We start from the raw sequence: 18,948 nt of genomic DNA on the forward strand, positions 1-18,948 counted from the left end.
CCGAGGGCCACCAGAAGGCGGCCGGATCCGTCGGTAGCGGGCCGCGCGCGGGTGGGAGCAGAAGGTACTGCGGGCCGCAGGTTCATCTCGGGCGGTCCCCTCCAAGTAGATGGCACGACTTTCCAGCCAACCGGAGGGGAAGGGGCGAGGCCACTGGCCGGACGTCCGTTCCGTGGGGACCGAAGGGCCCGCGCACAACGGTCGACAGCCCCGTGTACGGCGCCGCTGCCCCGCGTGCGGTCCCCGTCCGGGCTCGACGGCGCCGGAGGCGGCCCGGCTCCTACCCGGCCGAGACGGGTCGTGACCGGTCGGTCGTGGGATCGCTGCGCCCGGCGGCGGGGTCGGCCGACACCACGATCACCTCGTCCTCGGAGGTCCAACGGTGGCGTTCGGCCTTGTGCGGGTTCAGCCGGAGACCGTGGTCCGGCGATACGGCACGCCGCTCGTGCAGCCGGTATCCGATGGCGCATTCCCCGCGTGCGCGAGCCGCGGCGACGACGGTGGCGAAGCTCGCCTCGCTGCCCGGGCGCACGTACGTCCCCGCAGGGCACAGCCGTACCGTGTTGCCGTCGGCGGAGAACAGCTCGGCGAACACGGGGGCGAGGTGCCGGTTCTGGGTGATCTGCGCCATGACCAGTCCGGACAGGTAGCCGCTGACGATGACGTCGGAGCCGGGATCGACCGGGGCCAGGGGCCGGTTGCTGTCGTCCGTGAGCTCGGTGACCACGCGCAGCTTGCGGGCGGTGCTCTCTTCCAGAAGGCGCAGTCCCAGCAGCGTGACGAGCGTCCAGTCGTCGGGACGGTCGGGACCCTCGCCCGGTTCGGGACCGAGGACGACCAGCCCGTCGTACCGGGAGAGGTCGAGGCCCAGCAGGGTCTCGGGGTGGGACAGGGGTGCGGATCGGAAGTGCACGGCGAGCGGAGACGGGACCGGCGTCGCATCCCGCTGCGGATCGTGGCGCGGCTCCGGCTCCAGCTCCGCCATCGGCCCGTGTCCCGATCCCGATCCCGATCCCGGTCCCGATCCCGGTCCCGGTCCCGGTCCCGGATCCGTCGCCGGGACCGGCTCCGACGCCCGGGGCCCGGGCACGGTGAGGTCCGTGACCACGTCGAGCACGGAGCCGGGCCGGGCCGTCCGGCGGAGCTGTCCGACCACGAGGGGTGCCCGGCGGTTCCACCCGAGCAGGAGTAATCGCGAGGCCTTCTCCGGCGGGGGCGCGGCCGTACTGACCGCCGATGGATCGACGAGGTGCTCGCAGTCCTCCGGCCGCGCCGAGTCCTCGTCGCGGGAGAGGACGATCAAGTGGCTGCCCGGTTCGACGAGGGTGCCGGCCGGCGGGTTCAGCACCGTACGGGCGTCCGCGGTGAGCAGCCCGATGACGCAGGAGTCCGCGTAGCCCAGCAGCGCGGCACCGAAGGGGCCGCCGTGAAAGGGGGTGGCATCGACGACATGGAACTCGGATCCGGCGAAGTCGAGCAGGTCCCGCAGGACGAGGGAGAGGCCGGGGCGGCCCACGCACTGGGCGATCAGCCGGGCCGTGACGGTGTCGGTCCGCAGGACCGTTCCGCGCGGGCCGGCGGCGAGCCGCGCCGGTTCCTCGTACCTGTCCTCGCGCACCGCCGCCAGCACCGGCGGCCCGTCCGGGTCCGTACCGAGGACCGCGCGCAGCGCCAGTAGGATCCGCAGAACCTCCGCGTCGGCGCCCGGTTCACCCGAGGACAGCACCAGGACCGTGCTCGCGGTCTGCGGGCTGACCAGGGTGAGCACGCCGGGGTCGCTCGCGGGCCCGCTCCGGCAGATCACACGCGGCCGTCCGCGGCCCGGGCCCATCCGCGCGGCGAGCGCCCGCTCCATCTCGGTCTTGTCCCGGTCGGCGAGCAGCACGATGGTCCTCGGCCGGCCCGGGGCCTGGGCGGCGGCCAGCTCGCTCACCACCGTGCCCGCCTGGTCCGACCAGCCGAGCACCACGATGTGGCCCTCTTCCAGTACGGTCGACCGCCCCCGGCTCAGCTCGGCCATCCGGTCGGCCAGCCCCGTGGTGATCACCCCGACCAGTGTCGACACGCACAGCAGGGCCACCAGCCCGAGCAGGGCCGCGAGCACCATGCGCAGCGGTGTTCCGGTCACGGCGCCCAGCCGCAGCGTTTCGGCGCTGGTCCGCCAGGCAGCGGTCAAGCGGCCCGACAGCGAGCGCGGGGAGCCGGGATCCGTCCACACGAGCAGGGTGCTCACGGGAACGACGACGGCGAGGCAGGTGATCACCAGCCAGCCCATCAGGGTCCCGGTGCTGCGGGCCAGCGTCCTGTCGAACCGGTAGCCGGCCCGTTCCCGTAACGAGGCCCGCCGCCGCCCCACAGGTCGTCCCACGTCCCCCACATCCATCCGGCGCCCCCGCTTCCGGCCCTGACCGCATCCCCCTGCGCGGTCTCCACATCCCTGAACAGTGCGGTGTGCAGCGCCGGTGCACGCACAGTTCCCGGGCTAATCCACCCTTTCGGGCGGCTCGCACCCCGGCCGGCGCACCCGCAGGGCGCACCCGCCCGGCAGAGGGAGGCCGGGCCGGCGGACACCCGACGGCTGGCACAGGCCTTGCGACCGCGTTTCACTGGGAAGTGTCGGCAAGAACGGATCCGGCACGCTCCGGGAGGTTCCGTGAACACGCACACGCCCCCGCGCTTCGACCCCACCCGGGTTCCGCACCTGCTGGGCACGTTCGCCCCGGTGAGCGAGGAGGTCGACGTCGGCGACCTGGAGGTGACCGGCGAGATCCCGTCCGCGCTGGACGGGCTGTACCTGCGCAACGGCCCCAATCCGCGCTTCACCCCGATCGGCTCCTACCTGTACCCCATCGACGGCGACGGCATGCTGCACGGGATCTGGCTCTCGCAGGGCCGCGCCCGCTACCGCAACCGCTTCGTCCGCACTCCCGCGTTGCGCGCCGAGGAACGGGTCGGCCGGGCCCTGTGGGGCGGGCTGGAGTCGATGATCATGCCGGATGTCGACCAGGTCGGACCCGAACTCGCCGGTACTTTCCGGGACATGCCGGATGTCAACGTCGTCCGGCACGGCGGCCGGATGCTGGCGCTCGCCGAGTCCGCGTGTCCCTTCGGGATCGGCGCCGGCCTGGAGACGCTCGGCCGTGAGGACTTCGCCGGCGCCCTGCCGATGGGCATCACGGCCCACCCCAAGATCGATCCGCTCACCGGCGAGATGGTCGTGTTCTGCTACGGCCTCGAAGCGCCGTACCTGACCTGGTCCGTCATCGGCCGGGACGGCGCGGTCACGCGCGGGCCCACAGCGATCGCCGGTGTGGACGAGCCGATGATGATCCACGACATGGCTCTCACCGCCCGCTACGCGGTCATCGTCCTCGCACCCGCCTTCCTCGACCTGGCCGCGGCCATGACGGGCGGCCCGCTCCTCGCCTGGCGGCCCGAGCGCGGGACCCGCGTGGTCCTCGTACCGCGCGACGGCGGCCCACCGCGCTGGGCCGACGACGAGGCGTTCTGGCTCTGGCACACGGTGAACGCGTACGACGACGGACCAGGCCCGGACGCCCCGGTGGTCCTGGACTATGTGCAGTGGAGCCGGCTGACCGTCGGGGGAGAGCGGGAGCCCGGCGCGGCCCCCGCGAGCGGCGGTCTCGTACGCGCGCGCATCGACCCGGTGGCGGGCACCATGGCCCGGACCCCGCTGGACGACGCCCGGGTGGAGTTCCCCCGCATCGACGACCGGCTCATCGGCCGGCGCCACCGCCACGCCGCACTGGCCACCGGGACCGGCCGCACAGACCTGCTGCCCGGTGAGTACGACGCCGTGCGCTTCCACGACGCCGAGACCGGCACCGCCCGTGTCTGGGATGCCGGGGACCTGTCCGTCGGGGAGCCGGTCTTCGCACCGGTGCCGGGTCAGGACTCCGAGGACCACGGCTACTGGCTGACGTTCGCCACCGACCGCACCGACGGGTCCGCATGGTTCCTGGTGGTCCCGGCCGAGGATCCGGCCTCCGGCCCCGTGGCCCGCGTCCGCATCCCGGTCCGGGTCCCGCTCGGGCTGCACGGCTGCTGGCTGCCGACGGACGGCGGCTGAGCGAAGCCTGCGACCCCACCGGCAGGAAGGGTAGACATGCAGGTCAGGCGGGCCGTTGCGCGTAGCAGAAGAAGTGCTCCTCGGGCCCCGCGAGGGGATCTGCGGGTACGAAGGACGAGGTGTGGTGGTGGACCACTTCGAGGCCGGCCGCCGTCAGCTGCCGCAGGTGCTGCTCCGCGGACAGGCTGCTGACGGTCACCGGATGGCCCATCCACTCGATGTCCAGGCCCCGGATGTCTCCCGGGACCGTGGCCAGCACGAGGTACCCGCCCGGCGCGATCCAGGAAGCCATCCGGTCGAGGGCGGCCACGATGTCCGACTGGTCCATGACCAGGAGCGGGAAGAAGGAGCACACGGCGTCGAAGCCGACCGGCTCGGGCACGTACGTGCGTACGTCGGCCTGCTCGAAACGGGCCCCTGGAACCAGGGCGCGGGCCGTCTCGACCATGGCCGCCGAAACGTCGATCCCGGTCACGGCGTGCCCGGCGCGGACGAGCACCTCCGCCGTGGGCCGGCCGGTGCCGCTGCCCACGTCCAGCACCCGGGCTGCGGCGGGCAGCCGCTCCACGAGCCAGTCCAGGGCCGCCCCTTGCTCGGGCACGGACCCGAACAGGTCCTCGTACTGCTCACCCAGCGCGTCGAACACCTCGGCCGCGCTCTTGCGTCGGGTCATGTCCCCTCCTCGGGTCGGCTGTTGCCACGCTACCGGCCACCTCGCCCCCGGCACCCCTGCTCTCCCCTTTTGCGCCTGTCTGCCTGTCTGCCTGTCTGTCTGTCTCCCTGGCGGCCCGTCAGGCCCCGTACACCCGGAACTCGGCGAGCTGGCCGGCGGGCCAGCCCGTATTGGACGTGAAGACGAGCCGCAGGTGGCGGGCCGCGGTGCCGGCGGGCAGGGCCAGGGTGGTGGTGTTCCCGGTGGACGGGTCGAAGGTGCGGGCCGAGGCGCCGAGCAGTTGACCGAAGGCGGCGCCGTCAGCACTTCCCTGGACGGCGACGGTCTGCGTACGGGTGGCCCAGGCGGTGGCCGGAGGCAGGGTGAGGACGATGCGTCGGACGCCGACGGAGCTGCCCAGGTCCACCTGGAGCCATTGGGGGAAGGCATTGTTGGCGCTCTCCCAGTACGTGTTCGGCTGGCCGTCCACGGCGTTGCCCGATCCGTACACCTGGGTGTGGCTGCTCTCCGCGGTCGGCCGGTTCAGGGCCAAGTCGACGGTGGGGGAGCCGTCGGCCGCGGTGGCCGCGGTCACCTGCCCGGACGGCTGGGAGATGGAGCCCGCCGCGTCGAGGGCCTGCACGTCGAAGGTGTAGGACGTGGAGGCGGTGAGCCCGGTCACCGTGAACGAGGTGGAGTTTCCCGGGGCCGCGGCGATCGGGGTGGCCCCGGCGGCGGTGATCCGGCGGATCCGGTAGCCCGTCACGCCGGTGTCGTCGGTCGAGGCCGTCCAGGCCAGCGTCACGGTGGTGTCGGTCACGGCGGTCGTGTGCAGGTTGCCGGGGGGCGTCGGCGCCGTGGTGTCCCCGCCGACCACCGGCGGGGTCGGGCGGACGGGGGTGAGGGGGATCTGCCCCTTCAGCATCCGGGCGCCGTCGCCCGTGAGGCGCAGGTAGTAGTCGGACGAGCAGGCGGTCCCGTCCTCGTCGAGGGCCGCGAGGCCCGATCCGGTCGGCACCCACAGCTGGGACTCGGCCGTCTTGGCGATCTGGTTGCCCTCGTTGTACTCGTCGAACATGGAGATGTACGCACTCGGGACCCCGGCCCGGCCCATGTTGTAGAACTGCCGCCACATGAAGTCGCCGTGGGCGCGCTGCCGCTCGGTCACCCCGCCGGGCAGGACGCACGGCTGGTAGTCGATGCCGTGTGCCGTGCATTCCGCGAGGTCGGGCACGGTCGCGACGTTGTAGAAGTTGTCCGCGTCCCCGGCGTTGCCGATCCGGCCGACCATCCACGGCGAGAGCATGTCGAAGGCGTGGTAGACCCCGGAGAAGCCGGGCCGCGAATCCCTGTCCCCCGTACGCCACCAGGTCGGTACTCCGCCGATCACGTAACAGCCCTGCTGCTTGAACCAGTTAAGGACATCCAGGCAGACATCCGGGGTGAACGGACGCTGGTTGTCGTTGAAGCCGAAGCCCCAGAGGCACACCACGGGCTTGCCGTTCTGCCGGGCGTACGCGGCCGAGCCGGTGTGGACCCGCATCTTGTTCACCCAGTCGGCCTTGATGTCCGTCTGCATCGACGTCCAGTCGGAAACGTCGTACATCACGTAGAACTTGACGCCCTGGGACTCGGCCGCGCTGCGCACCTTGCCCGCCATCGCGTCGCGGGTCGGCCCCTCGCCGCCGGTGGGGTTGAAGCGCTGGAGCGCGGCGGTGTCGATGCCGTACTGCTTCATCCAGCGGAAGTGCACGTCGACGGTCGACTGGTCGTAGGAGGAGAACAGCGAAGCGGGCTGTCCGTTGCCCAGGTTCCCGAAGGCGGTGCGGTACGTGGTCGGATAGTCGCGGACATCGGGCCACGCCACGATGGCCCTGTTCGACGCGGACGGCGGCTGGCCCCAGTTCTGTGCCCAGTGCCACCAGCCGTTGATCGGGGCGCTGTCGCCGGCGCACGCGAACCAGCCCTGGTAGCCCACGGTGACCTTGCCGACGACGTCACCGGGCGCACTCGCCGTGCGTACGCCGTCGGCGAGCGCGGCCGGGGAGGCTCCGACGACTCCGGCCAGTCCGACAACCCCGGTGGCCCCGGCGGCGGTAACGGCCTGCAGCACCGTACGACGCGTGACACCCATCTGGATCTCCTCCGACTGCTCGTCACATCCGCTGCCGTGGGGGTGGTTCGGCGCGGGGGCGTCGGCAGCGCTGACCTTGATGCGCGAGAGCGTATGGAGCTGCGCGTAGGGATGCAATAGACAGGCATTCATTCGCAAAAATCAAAAAGAACAACGCAACAAGACGCCTGACGCGGAGGGCTGCGGGTTCCCGGGAAGGCTCTGCCGGTCTACCGCGGCGCCCGCGGCGACGGCTCGTCCGGAGCTTCCGGTGAACCCCTGGCGGCAAGATCCTGCGCCGTCCCGCGTTTCGTAGCGCTGCGGGAGTAGCCTTCTCTGCATGGATTTCCGCACCACAGTCGAACGCGCTCAACGCCTCAAGCAGCTGCACGCCGAGTACGAACCGCTCGTGCTGCCGACCGTCTGGGACGTCTGGTCCGCGAGGACGGCGGCCGACGCCGGATTCACCGCGCTGACCATCGGCAGTCATCCGCTCGCCACCTCCCGAGGGGCGGAGGACCAGGAGGGGCAGACCTTCGAGGAGGTGCTCGCCGCCGTCCGGCCCATCATCGCGGCCGTCGACATCCCCGTGTCCGTGGACCTGGAGGCGGGGTACGGACAGGAGCCCGCGGATCTCATCGCCGGACTCATCGAGGTAGGCGGCGTCGGCCTCAACGTCGAGGACACCGTCCACTCGGAGGGCGGACGCCTGCGCAGCACAGAGGAACACGCTCGCTACGTCGCCGGCCTACGGGCGGCAGCCGACAAGGCCGGGGTCCCGGTCTGGATCAACGGGCGTACCGACCTCTTCGCGCATGCGCAGGACGCCTCCGCAGTCCTCGACGAGGCGATCGAGCGGCTGCGGGCGCTGGAACAGGCCGGCGCCGACAGCGTCTACCCGGTACGCATTCAGGACGACGACGACCTGCTCGAAGCGGTGACCGGCGCCGTCACCGTTCCCGTGAACTCCACGGCCCACCCCGTCAAGCACGACCTCGAGCGCTTTCGCCGCCTGGGCGTCAGGCGGATCACCTACGGTCCGCTGCTGCAACTCGCCATGACCGATGCGATGAAGGACATGCTCGGACCGTGGACGCCCTGAGGGCCGACACGGCGCGGCACGCTTGTGGCAACTGCACCTAATCGACGCCGTGGTGACGAGGAACGTCACCACGGCTGCGTGACAGGGGCGCTTTTGCGGGTAGACGCGGTGGGCAGGACCGCAGGGCCGGGCCGCGGAGGGCCGGCGAGCAGGGTCCCCCGGAGAATTTCCCGGAGAATTCCCCGGAGAAGACGAAGCCCACCGAGACGCTGGAGACCTGCCGATGACCACCCGACAACCCCAGCACATCCCGCACCCCGGCCACCACGCCTGCCCGCAAGGATCATCGATCGCGCTGACCGCGCACGTGAAGGCGGGCCCTGGAGGGGCGATGACGGACGAGGTCGGCGTCATCACCGGCGACGTCACCCTGACCACCACTCCCGGCCCCGACGACACCGTCAACTTCCGCATCCAGTACACCGGAGCGGAGGAGTGGTACACCCTCACCGGCAGCCCCGCCCCCCTCCCACCGGACGGCCTCGCCGCGCTCCACGAACGCACGGTCCGATCCGTCCGAGCCGGCGGCGGTGCTGAAGTCCCCCGCACCATTTCGTGAATACGGGCCCACCCGGCGGCAGCTCTGCGCCATCGTCGTCTCCAGGCAGCCCGGACAACGGACGGCCTGAGAACGGGGCAGAGCGAGGAGGGCCGTAGTGGGCAGGCCCGAAACGTGGACGACGGCCGCTCCTCCCGCGTCCCTCGCGCCGCCGCGCTGCGCGCGGTGTGCTCCTGCGATCCGTATCAGCTGGCGGGAGGGTCGGGCAGGCGGCGGAGTTCGAGGAGGGCCACCGCGATCTTCACTCCGGTCGAGAGCGTCAGGGCCTGGAGGAACGGCATGCCCATGAGCCACAGGGCCACCATCATGACCGTGAGCACCAGGAATGCCGGGAGCAGATTGGTCCTCCTGAGTACGGTCCGCAGGTGTCCGGGGGCTCCTCCCGGGCGCTGGTCCACCGTACCGATGGGGCGTGCGGCGATGTCTTCCTCCTCGGCTCGCGGCATGGGCTGCTGTCCTTCCTCGCGCTCGTCGTCTCTGGCGACGAGTCTCGGGTGAGACCCACCGGGCTGCCACCGCTGCCGCCGGTCGCTGCGTCCATTCGGGCGAAACCCGCCCAGAGTGCTGCCCCACGTGCCCGAAAGCGCGCCATGGTCTCTCCGAGACGTCGGGCTCCAAGAAGGGACGGAACATTGCACCTGAGGCGTACCGGAACGATCCTGGGTGCGGCCGCGCTGGCCGTGCTGACACTGCCGGCCAACGCGCACGCCGCGGCCATCGCGTGTGGAGGAGGCGTGTCGACCGGGCGGGTGGCGGTCAACGGCTGCATCAGCGCCGATCGGGGCTCCGTGGGCAGGTTCCCCACGCGGGACATCACGGCGTACATCAAGGCGCGCAACACGGGAAAGAAGGGGCTGAACGTCTCCTACGAGGCGTACTTCCGCGTGGTCGACGGCGGCCACTGGGAAAAGGTGGGCAGCGGCCGCACCTACCTCGCGCCCGGCGCGTCCATCGACCCCACCGCCGTGGGGAGCACGACCCGGGTGTGCGGCCCGGTGAAGGTGGCGATCCGCGTCCACGCCCGGGCCGACGGCGCTGCCTGGAGCGGCTGGTCCCCGGCTGCCACGAAACAGTGCCAGACCTGACCTTCACCTATCGCGCCGCGTCAGCCCGGAGTGCATCCGATCCGCGGCCGGCCGGCCGGCCGGAAGGCTGCGGCGAGGCCGGAGCGGGCCCCGTTGAGGCGACTGCGACCTCTATCCCGGTGCACGATGCGACGGTCCTCGTCCGGGAGCACCAGCGCGGCATGATGGAAGCCATGGCCGGTGACGACACCTCGCTCACGGTGTCCGGAGCCTGGGCGTGGACGGCGACCGTACGCTCGGCTCGCCGCCGTCCGAGCCGAGCTCGCGGGAACCCCGCGGCCGTTCCCGCCCCACGGCGCCCCGGCTCCAGGAGAACGACAAGGCCGACTTCGGTGCGAGTGGTGGGAGCGGCTGCGTGACGCGGGGCTGCGCGCGCGTGAGCGCTTCGACGTCGCTGTGTCCAGCCCGGACGTAGAGGGAGGGCGCGAGTCTGGCGGGTCCTGAGTATCCGTACTCAGGACCGTGCTGGCGCTCGTTCCGGCGCTCGTCGCCGTTTGCACGGTCCCCGCCTGGCGGCGCGCCGGTCTGGTGGCTACCGGCGGGCTGCTGCTCGCGTCCTTCGTGGCCGTCGGTCCCCCAGGGGACTTCCTGTGATCGGCCGTGCTGGCGCGAAGGATGCTCTCCGTGTCATCCCCGGCGACGTCCATCACGACCCGTGGCGGTAGGGCCCTGGGCCCTGGTCTCACCTCGCGTTCGGTGACCGTGAGCGCCGTACCGGCCGGTGCGTAGAGCACGGCTGACGTCCGTGGCCCGCTCGGGGATCCGGCCGGGTCCCGCGGCGGCTACTCGGTAGCGGGCGCGGCGGTTGCCTCCCAGCCGGCCTCGATGAACGTGAAGGTGACGTCGATGATCTGCTCGGCGTCATCGAGCGAGCGGATCGACGGAATGATCTCCAGGGCGGTTCGGGCGACGAGGCGGCAGGCGGTGTCGGGAGCGGGCAGGCCGATGTCCGCGGCGATGATCCCGGCGAGAGCGTTCTCGTGGCGGCGCCACATCCCGGCCGAGTACTCCCGCAGTGCGGGTGTGTCCTCGATGAGCTGGTGGAAGCGGCTCAGGCCCGGTTCGCTCCTGGCCGTCTCGACCATCTGCTGGAACCAGCCGCGCAGGGTCTGGGGGACTGACACGCCGTCGGGCCGGTTCCGCACGGCGTCGAGCAGGAGCTGTTCTTGTTCGTCGTCCTGGTCGAAGACAAGGGCTTCTTTGGACGGGAAGTGGGCGAACAGGGTGGCGGTGGCGACGTCGGCCTCCTGGGCGACCTCGCGTACGCCGACATTGTCGTAGCCGCGCTCGAGAAAGAGTCGCAGAGCCGTGTCGGCGATCAGTTTCCTGGTCTGCGCCTTCTTGCGCTCGCGGCGGCCGGGCTGCTGGTTTGTCCCCATGGAGTGACTATAACAGTTGCAAAGTCGGAACTGTTCTGTTTACAGTCTCGTTCCGGTGAGCGTTCCTGGAAGCGGTCACCTCCACTGGACCGCCCGCTGGGAGGAAAGCCGTGAACGCCCCACCTGAAACCGTGCTCGCCCAGAGCGCCGACACCACTTCGCCACGTCGGGCCTGGCTGGTCATCGTGTGCCTGACCTTGTTGAACTCGATCGGGATGACCGTGGTCTTTCCGGTCCTGCCGTTCGTCACCCTCCAGTACGTCCCGGAGGGGTCGTTGGCCCTGTGGGTCGGCGTACTGGAATCGGTGAATGCCCTGTGCGCCTTCCTCGTCGCGCCGCTGCTGGGCGGCCTGTCCGACCGGATCGGACGGCGTCCGGTGCTGATCATCAGTGCGTTCGGGGCTGCGGCCAGCTACGCGATGTTCGGTGTCGGCGGCGCGCTGTGGGTACTGGTCGCCGCCCGGGCCCTGCAGGGACTCGCGGCGGGCGACATGCCCGCGATCTTCGCCTACGTCGCCGACATCACCCCGGCCAAGGACCGCACCAAGCGCTACGGTCTGCTCGGCGCCCTGACCGGCGTAGGCATGATGATCGGCCCCGCGATCGGCGGCCTCCTGTCGAAGATCAGCCTGAACGCCCCGGTCTTCGCGACCGCGCTGATCGCCGCCCTGGTCGGCCTCGCGGCCATCTTCGCCCTGCCCGAGAGCCTGGCACCCCACAACCGGTCGAAGAAGCTCAGCCTGGAAGAACTGCACCCGTTCAAGGTGCTCAAGGACGCCTTCGCGCGCACCGAACTGCGCACGCTCCTCATCGGGTTCACCCTGATCAGCATCCCGTTCTACTTCTACGTCAACAACCTCTCCGTCCTGGGCAGGGACAGCGTGGGCTGGGGCCCGGCCCAGATCGGCCTGCTGCTGTCGGCCGCAGGCATCCTCGACATCGTCATCCAAGGCGGACTGCTCGCCCTGCTGGTGCCCCGGATCGGCGAGCGCGGCGTGGTCATCTCCGGCATCGTCGCCCAGGGCATCGGCTGCGCCGGCATGACCCTGGTCGCCTTCAGCCTCGACATGCCGCAACTCCTGGCCATAGCCGCCCTATTGTTCGCCTCCGGCCAGGGAGCGATGACCGCAGCCCTCGACGGGCTGATGTCCAACGCCGTCGGCGCCGACGAACAGGGCTGGCTGGCCGGAGGCATCTCCTCCATCGGCTCGGCGATTCAGATGACCGCCCCGCTCCTGGCCGGATGGCTGTACGCGAGCACCGGCCACGCCACGCCCTACGCCCTCGGCCTCCTCATGATCATTACTGCTGCCGTGCTGCTCTTCCGCACCGCGGCCGGCCCACCCCGCCAGCCGGTCACCACCCCGTAGGCCCGTCCCACCCCCGGCCGGGCAGCCGACCCCTTCGCCGAGCGGCTGCCCGAGCTCCGGCCGACCGGCGGGCCGGCGGGCCGGCCGCTTCGCCGTGATGCCACGCTGCGTGGCCGACCCCGCTCCGAGCGGCCCCGAACCCGTCTGGAGCAAAGCGCAGGACCCCGGCCCGAGTCCTACGGCCAGATCTAAGGTGCAGGTCGAAGAACGCGGTTGGGTACGCCTGTTGGATCCGTACCGCCCGCGCGGGATCGAAGGTGCCGATCATGCCCTGGACCTGCTGGTTGGTCATACCGAGGAGCTTCGCTGCCTGCGGGATCAGCACCTGGTTGTCACCGTACGAGAGGTGGAGGGCCCTTCGGCCTGGATGTTGAGCCGCCAGCCGCGCAGGTGCGCCCAGAACTCGGCGCCGTCCGGCACCTCGGCGTGCCCACCCACCTCGCTGCGTAGTCGGCGGTGAGATCGAGTCCGATCTCCTGTCCGACCCAGTCCGCAAGGACGAGCGCGTCCGCCACGACGGTCGCATCAGCCGCAATCTCCGGCCCCAGCAGGGGACTTCAGGCCTCGGCGCGCTGCGCAGTTCTGGAGGCTCGGGGGCGAGATCATCGGGCAGCTTGCGGATCTGCCCACGGTCACGGCAGCACGGGTCCTCGGCAGGCCAGGGCCGGCTCTGCTGGAGCAGGCGCGGGGAATCGATCGCCGTACCGTCGCCCCGGGCGGGAGTGGGTGTCGGTGTCGGTCAGGCTTCGGTACGACTTCCCCAGCGACGTCCTCGACGACCCACAGGTACACGGCACCGAGCTCCGGCTCGCCACTGGGCCGCGCGTACCGTCACGTGTCCGTCCGCATGGCCGAGCGGAGGGAACCGGCGAAGCCCCGGACGCTGCTGATGGCTTCCGCTCGTACCGATGACGTGCGCCGGGTGGTGTACGAGGCTCGGGACGGCTTCGGGCTGCAGCGCGCCCGGATCCGCCGGATCGCGCTCACGGCCCAGACCGTCGAAGGCGCGACGCAGGCGCCGATGCAGCTGACCTTGGATCCCGTCCGTTCCGTGAAGCACGAGTTCGCGCCGAGCCGGGTCATCGGCGCCCTCAATCGCCGCTACGGGCCGGGTACGGTCGGCTCGGCGGCGGTCGGCCCGGCGGGGCGGGCCTGCGAGCCGTCTTGCTGACCTTCGATGAGGGGAGTCAGGCCGTCGAGGAGTGCCCTGAGGCCGAATTCGAAGAGCGCGTCGAGCCGCAGGTCGTAGCCGTCCGCGAAGGCTCCGACCACTTTGGTGAAGGTCGGGAAGCGGCCGGATTCCACCAGTTCCTGGAGGGCGGGGGCGCGGCTGTCCATCCACTGGTCCTCCGACTGGCCCGTGGCGGCTTCGGCGTGCGCTTCCATCTCCAGGTGCACCGCCACGCCCTGGACATGGCTGTAGAGCAGGACGTGGATGTCGAACAGGGTCGTGGGGTCGAGGCCGTGCCCGTCGAGGGCGCTCAGCACCCACTCGCCGTGGACCATCAGATTGGGCACGAGCAACGGGCGCGTGAGGGAGCCGAGCTGGGCCAGCCAGGGGTGCTTCCGGTACAGGTTCCACAGGGTCCGGGCACCCAGTTCGATGCGCGGACGCCAGCCCTCGGGGGCGTCGGCGCGGTACGACGCCTCGCCGAACGCGGCGTCGGCCATGTGCAGGACGAGGTCTTCCTTGCTCGGGACGTACCGGTACGTGGACATCGCCGCGACGCCGAGCCGGGCCGCGACGCCGCGCATGGAGAGCGCCGAGAGCCCTTCGGTATCGGCGATCTCGATGGCGGTACGGACGATCCGGTCGAGGCTCAGCTCCTGCTCGGTGCCCTGGGCGGGTGTCGGGCGCCTGCGGGCCGGCGTGGCGACGGCGGCTGCGGCGACGACCGTGCCGATCCGGGGCCGGGCCTCGACGAGTCCCTCCAGGCGCAGGGTGGTCAGGGCCCTGGTGGCCGTGGCGAGCGCGACGCCCCATTCCCGGGCGACCTGCCGGGTCGAGGGAACCCGGTCCCCGGGGGCGAGCTCACCGTCCGCGATGCGCCGCCGGATCCCGGCGACGATGCGCAGATAGGGCGGATCACCGGCTGGGCCTGTGGTCTTCGTCACGTCCTGCCGCCTTCCTGTCCTGTACTAGTGCAGAGGGTAGCAGCGGCAACCCCGAATGGCAGGTGCCTGCTCTAGTACAGATGCTGCATCTGGCCAGTTGAGTGGGCTGCGCGTACGTCGTACGTTCACAACGCGTACACCGTACGAACCATTCGAGGAGCCTCTCATGCAGACCGTACTCATCTCCGGTGGCGGCATCGCCGGGCCCGTCCTCGCCTACTGGCTGCGCCGCCACGGCTTCGCGCCCACCGTCATCGAACGCGCTCCGGGACAACGCCCCGGCGGCCAGGCCGTGGACATCCGCGGGGTCGCGCTCGAAGTCGTGGAGCGGATGGGTCTGCTGGAACAGGCGAGCCGGGTACGGACCCGGATGCGCGGCATGTCGATCCTCGATCCCGACGGCCACGAGGTCGACCGCTCCACCGAGGCGACCTTCAGCAGCGGCCGGCTCGACAGCGAGGACATCGAGGTGCTGCGCGAGGACCTGGTGCAGATGGTGCACGAGCACGCGCGCACAGGCGTCGAGTACCTCTTCGGCGACAGCATCACCGCGCTCGACGAAGACGAGACCGGCGTGCACGTCCACTTCGCGCACGGGCCGTCCCGCGCCTTCGACCTCGTGGTCGGGGCCGACGGCCTCCACTCCACCGTACGACGCCTGGCCTTCGGCCCGGAGGAGCGCTATGCCCATCACCTGGGCAGCTACCTCTCGGTCTTCAGCGCGCACAACTTCCTGGGCCTGGACGACTGGCAGATGTGGCTGCGGGACGGCGACACGGGCTTCGGCATCATGCCCGTACGCGACAACACCGAACTCAGGATCGCTTTCGGCTTCGAGTCCGCACCCCTGGCCCACAACCTCCGCGACGGCGCGGCCCTCCGCCAACTCGTCGTCGACAAGCTCGCGTCGATGCGCTGGGAAGGGACCCGTCTGGCCGAGGCCGCCCGGCAGGCGCCCGACTTCTACTGCGACGCCATGGCCCAGATCCGCATGGACCAGTGGTCGCGGGGCCGGGTGACCCTGCTCGGGGACGCCGGCTACTGCCCGTCTCCCCTCTCCGGGCAGGGCACCAGCCTCGCGCTCGTAGGCGCCCACGTGCTGGCCGACTGCCTGGCCCGGGACAACGGCGACCACGGCACCGCGTATGCGCGCTACGAGCAGCGGATGCGCCCCTTCGTCACCCTCAACCAGGCTCTGGCCACCGAGAATCCAGGCGGACCCGCCTCCGAGGCATCCCTCGAACACGCCAAGAACGCACTCTCCCTGGACAACTGATGCCCTGCCCGGAACGGATGCTGCTCCTCCCGTGTCCCGGCGCGCCGCCTTGCTGCGCGTGGTGTGCTCGTGTGGCTGGGCCGGCCCGCGGAGCACCGTCTGGTCCGGGAGGCGATCGCAGACCAGGACCTCGTGGACGGCGGAGATGATCAGTCGGACGACCCGGCCGGTACTCCCGGCGTCATGGCTCGGGGAGGTGGTGAGGAATTCGTAGTAGTCGGTGCCCGCGACGCCCTGAGGGCATGCGCGTCGGCGCTCCCCGAACCCGAGGCGGGGCCGATCGCGTGGCTACAACGCAGCCGGCGCGGCGGAACCCGTACCCCGGCCGTGCCCTAAGCCAGGGCGGTGCTGGGGGCGGAAACATACACGGTGACGGAGGGCTCTGTCGTGGTCGGGGTACGGGCGGGGGCCGGGGGAGGGGTGATGAGTAGAGGAGCGCGGCGAGGGCGAGCGCGGGCGCGCCGCGACGCAGCGGAGGGGCCCTGCCGGCGCCGACGGGCACAATTTCGACCGTGGACCTGAGACCGGAGTTGCTGCCCCCGCCCGTGGGTCGCCAACGGCTGGGCGAGATGTGCGCCGAGATCGACCGGATCACTGAAATGGTGGGCGTGCGACCGGAGGCGGCGGGCGAGGCGGCAGGAGCCGGTGTCCGTTCGTCCGCTGCCGGCCCGCTTCTGAAGGTGGAGCCCCTCCAGCTGACCTGCGTCACCGGTCGGTTGGCGGCCCGCCCGGGAAGACGTGCGAAGGAGGATCCGGGCGAGCTCCACCTTCCAGCCAGCCAGCCAGCCAGCCCGCCAGCCAGCACGCCGCGCACGGACACGGTGGCCACTCTGCGCCCGTGCGCGGCTCCAAGCGAGGCCGCGTCCCCGCCCTCCCGACCGCCCCCCTGTGCACTGCCGGAGGCATTGTCCGAGGCTGCCCCTAGAGTCACACCAACATGATCGCGGCGGCGCTGCGACCGGGGGTGTGCCATGTCGTGCCATGCCCCGGACCAGGCCGTCTGACCGAGGAGACAGCACATGGGGTGGGTTCCGGCCGGCGACTACGAAGTCGCCCTCGACGACGGGAAAGTGGTCTGCCGCAATGCGGCGGGTCGCCGGCTGAAGACGGTCCCGGGGAAACTCGCCGACGACCCGGCCGTGGTCGGACTGCGCCAGCTGGTGGAGTGGCTGGACCGGCACGAACGCCAGTGCGTCGCCGACGTGGAGCGCTGGATGGTGCGCTCGCTGCCCGTCCCCGTCGCGGCCATCGTCCAGGTGTGGCAGGACACGGCCTGGCGCTCCGCCCTGCGCGACCTCGTCGTCACGGGTGAGGACGGCGAAGTCGCGGGATTCCTGCGCGACGCCGACCCCGTACGGGGCCTCGGCCTGGTCGACCTCGACGGCGACACGGTGCGCATCAGCCCCGAACTGGTCCGCATCCCGCACCCGGTGCTGCTCGCGGACCTGGAAGAACTGCGCGAGTTTGCGGTCGAACTCACCGTGGAACAGCGGGTGCAGCAACTCTTCCGCGAGGTCTGGCACCGCCCGGCGGACCTGGACCCGGAGACCACCGCAGTCGACGACTACGCGGGCGGTGCCTTCAAGGAACTGCGGTTCCTGCACGGGCGCACCACCCAGCTCGGCTACCGGGCCCGCGGCGGCCAGGCGGTCTGCCCCGTCGTCGAGGACGGGGCGTCGGTCGAGGCGCGCATCTGGATCGGCGACTACGACGGCTACGAGCGGACCGAGACCGGTTCGCTGACCTGGACCGACGCCGCCGGCCGGGCCCTGACCGCCGGACAGGTCGGTCCGGTCGCCTGGTCGGAAGGCATGCGCATGGCAGCGGCCCTGTACGCGGGACGCGACATAGAGGACGAGGAGCAGGCGGCATGAACACCGACTACACCACCCGGGCCCCGGCCCTGCTGGATGCCGGGGCGATCCTGCGCGCCGGCACCGTCGCCCGCGACGACGCCGACAGCCTCACCGCCCGGACCTACACCCACCCGGCCCTGGACGACCGGCGCGTGGTGCGCCTGGTGGCGGGCACCCTGGGCGAGGCCGAGGACCTGGCACTGGACTTCCTCGGACTCACCCGCGAGCCCGACGCCCCCGAGGTGGGGCAGGTGCGCCGCGAGACGCTGGGCTTCCCCGCCTGGGCCCTGGTCAACGATCCGGCCAACGGCCACCACGCGCTGGCCCTGGTCAAGGACATGGAACGGCTGGCCCGCCAGGCCAAGTCCCGGGCCGGCGCCGCCAAGGACGGCTTCGAGGCACTCGCCACCCGGCTCGGTCGCGCCGTACCGCACTTCCTGCCGACGTTCTACGAGCAGGCCGCGCGCGTCTTCCTCCAGCACGACAACAGCACCTACGCCGCCACGCTCTTCGGGAAGGCGCGCGCCGCCGAGCGCGTCCACGGCCTGCCGGTCGACGAGGAGCGGCAGCGCGCGGTCTTCCTGGAGTTCGCCTTCGCCGGGGCGCTGACCGTCAAGGCGCTGAAGGACCACGCGCAGGACCTGTCGCGCCGCCTCGACCCGGCCGAGGCCTGGGCGCAGTTCCGGCAGCTCGCCGTCGAACGCTGTGGTGCGGGCATGGCGCCGTACGCCGCCCTGCCGCAGGACGCCCGCGCGCTCATCAAGGCCGCGGGCCTGGACCGGGAGACCGCCGAAAGTGCCTTCGTCGGCGACCTGATCACCTCACCGAGCATCGTCCGGGCCCCCGCGTCCTTCTGGACCGCCTACCGCCCGACCCTGGTGACGCTCGCCGCCGCACGACCGGAGATCCGCACCCGTCTCCTGGAGATCATGCCGACCGGCCTCGGCAACGACCGGAAGGCCGACGAGGCCTGGCTGTCGCTGCTCGCCGAGACGGGCGCGGACACCCTGCTCACCGATGCGGAGAGCAGGGACGGTGTCGACCCCGCGGACTGGCTCAGCCGCTGGGCCCTGCACCGCAAGCACGGCTCGTCCAGCTCGGAGCGCTGCGCGCGCACCCTCGCCCTCGTCGAGCGCATGGCCCCCCGGCTGCGCGCCGACGGCCGAACCGTCGACCTCTTCCAGGGACGCTGGCACGCGGGAGCCGACCTCGACCTGCTCGACGCCTGCGTCGCCTGGGACATCCCCGTCACCGAACCGGCGGCGGGCGCCAACGTCCACCCCCGCTGGAGCGCTGGATCGGCGACGACGCCCCGGGCCGCCGCGACCTGACGGCCCTCGCCGGCCGCCCC

At 71.5% G+C, this 18,948-nt stretch carries 16 protein-coding genes; 10 read left to right on the top strand and 6 right to left on the bottom strand.

What is annotated here, in order from left to right:
- Positions 1–280 precede the first annotated feature (280 nt).
- Positions 281–2,368, bottom strand: coding sequence for an NAD-binding lipoprotein (locus tag ACFWNV_RS06150; protein WP_383941242.1), 2,088 nt, complete (start codon positions 2,366–2,368; stop codon positions 281–283).
- A 285-nt stretch (positions 2,369–2,653) separates the two neighbouring features.
- On the opposite strand from ACFWNV_RS06150, the gene ACFWNV_RS06155 reads away from it, so the two are divergent.
- Complete coding sequence (locus ACFWNV_RS06155) at positions 2,654–4,090, top strand: carotenoid oxygenase family protein (RefSeq protein ID WP_383941245.1); 1,437 nt, start codon at positions 2,654–2,656, stop codon at positions 4,088–4,090.
- A 43-nt stretch (positions 4,091–4,133) separates the two neighbouring features.
- Here the strand turns inward: ACFWNV_RS06155 and ACFWNV_RS06160 are convergent, their stop codons facing one another.
- Together ACFWNV_RS06160 and ACFWNV_RS06165 are read right to left on the bottom strand one after the other, a co-directional pair.
- Complete coding sequence (locus ACFWNV_RS06160) at positions 4,134–4,763, bottom strand: class I SAM-dependent methyltransferase (RefSeq protein WP_383941248.1); 630 nt, start codon at positions 4,761–4,763, stop codon at positions 4,134–4,136.
- 118 nt (positions 4,764–4,881) lie between these two features.
- Positions 4,882–6,876 carry a discoidin domain-containing protein gene (locus tag ACFWNV_RS06165; protein ID WP_383941251.1) on the bottom strand — a complete coding sequence of 665 codons (1,995 nt, stop codon included), beginning with the start codon at positions 6,874–6,876 and terminating at the stop codon, positions 4,882–4,884.
- Between the two features lie 319 nt (positions 6,877–7,195).
- On the opposite strand from ACFWNV_RS06165, the gene ACFWNV_RS06170 reads away from it, so the two are divergent.
- Together ACFWNV_RS06170 and ACFWNV_RS06175 are read left to right on the top strand one after the other, a co-directional pair.
- The gene (locus ACFWNV_RS06170; protein WP_383941254.1) at positions 7,196–7,957 is read left to right on the top strand and encodes an isocitrate lyase/phosphoenolpyruvate mutase family protein; all 762 of its coding nucleotides are present in this window, start codon (positions 7,196–7,198) and stop codon (positions 7,955–7,957) included.
- Positions 7,958–8,180: 223 nt separating this feature from the next.
- Positions 8,181–8,516 carry a hypothetical protein gene (locus tag ACFWNV_RS06175; protein WP_383941257.1) on the top strand — a complete coding sequence of 112 codons (336 nt, stop codon included), beginning with the start codon at positions 8,181–8,183 and terminating at the stop codon, positions 8,514–8,516.
- 185 nt (positions 8,517–8,701) lie between these two features.
- Here the strand turns inward: ACFWNV_RS06175 and ACFWNV_RS06180 are convergent, their stop codons facing one another.
- A complete protein-coding gene (locus tag ACFWNV_RS06180; protein ID WP_383941260.1) occupies positions 8,702–8,962 on the bottom strand; it encodes a hypothetical protein in 261 nt (86 codons plus the stop codon).
- Between the two features lie 186 nt (positions 8,963–9,148).
- On the opposite strand from ACFWNV_RS06180, the gene ACFWNV_RS06185 reads away from it, so the two are divergent.
- Positions 9,149–9,601 carry a hypothetical protein gene (locus ACFWNV_RS06185; protein ID WP_383941263.1) on the top strand — a complete coding sequence of 151 codons (453 nt, stop codon included), beginning with the start codon at positions 9,149–9,151 and terminating at the stop codon, positions 9,599–9,601.
- 462 nt (positions 9,602–10,063) lie between these two features.
- Positions 10,064–10,195 (top strand): hypothetical protein, encoded by a 132-nt coding sequence (locus ACFWNV_RS06190; RefSeq protein ID WP_383941267.1) that lies wholly within the window; start codon positions 10,064–10,066, stop codon positions 10,193–10,195.
- A 188-nt stretch (positions 10,196–10,383) separates the two neighbouring features.
- Here the strand turns inward: ACFWNV_RS06190 and ACFWNV_RS06195 are convergent, their stop codons facing one another.
- The gene (locus ACFWNV_RS06195; protein WP_383941272.1) at positions 10,384–10,980 is read right to left on the bottom strand and encodes a TetR/AcrR family transcriptional regulator; all 597 of its coding nucleotides are present in this window, start codon (positions 10,978–10,980) and stop codon (positions 10,384–10,386) included.
- 110 nt (positions 10,981–11,090) lie between these two features.
- On the opposite strand from ACFWNV_RS06195, the gene ACFWNV_RS06200 reads away from it, so the two are divergent.
- Positions 11,091–12,350, top strand: a complete 1,260-nt coding sequence (locus tag ACFWNV_RS06200; RefSeq protein WP_383941275.1) for an MFS transporter — start codon at positions 11,091–11,093, stop codon at positions 12,348–12,350.
- An 835-nt stretch (positions 12,351–13,185) separates the two neighbouring features.
- On the top strand, positions 13,186–13,521 hold the full coding sequence (locus ACFWNV_RS06205) for a hypothetical protein (RefSeq protein WP_383941277.1): 336 nt from the start codon (positions 13,186–13,188) through the stop codon (positions 13,519–13,521).
- Here the strand turns inward: ACFWNV_RS06205 and ACFWNV_RS06210 are convergent.
- Positions 13,452–14,465, bottom strand: coding sequence for a TetR/AcrR family transcriptional regulator C-terminal domain-containing protein (locus ACFWNV_RS06210; protein WP_383941280.1), 1,014 nt, complete (start codon positions 14,463–14,465; stop codon positions 13,452–13,454). The genes ACFWNV_RS06205 and ACFWNV_RS06210 overlap by 70 nt on opposite strands.
- Before the next feature lie 166 nt (positions 14,466–14,631).
- Here ACFWNV_RS06210 and ACFWNV_RS06215 point away from each other — a divergent pair, with 166 nt between their 5' ends.
- From ACFWNV_RS06215 to ACFWNV_RS06225, 3 genes are all read left to right on the top strand, one after another.
- A complete protein-coding gene (locus ACFWNV_RS06215; RefSeq protein ID WP_383941283.1) occupies positions 14,632–15,741 on the top strand; it encodes an FAD-dependent monooxygenase in 1,110 nt (369 codons plus the stop codon).
- Between the two features lie 1,019 nt (positions 15,742–16,760).
- Entirely contained in the window at positions 16,761–17,615 is an 855-nt protein-coding gene (locus ACFWNV_RS06220; RefSeq protein ID WP_383941286.1) for a DUF4132 domain-containing protein, read from the top strand.
- The gene (locus tag ACFWNV_RS06225; RefSeq protein WP_383941289.1) at positions 17,612–18,928 is read left to right on the top strand and encodes a hypothetical protein; all 1,317 of its coding nucleotides are present in this window, start codon (positions 17,612–17,614) and stop codon (positions 18,926–18,928) included. Before ACFWNV_RS06220 ends, ACFWNV_RS06225 begins: the two co-directional genes overlap by 4 nt.
- Positions 18,929–18,948 lie beyond the last annotated feature (20 nt).

The organism is Streptomyces sp. NPDC058401, assembly GCF_042722885.1.
GTDB lineage: Bacteria > Actinomycetota > Actinomycetes > Streptomycetales > Streptomycetaceae > Streptomyces.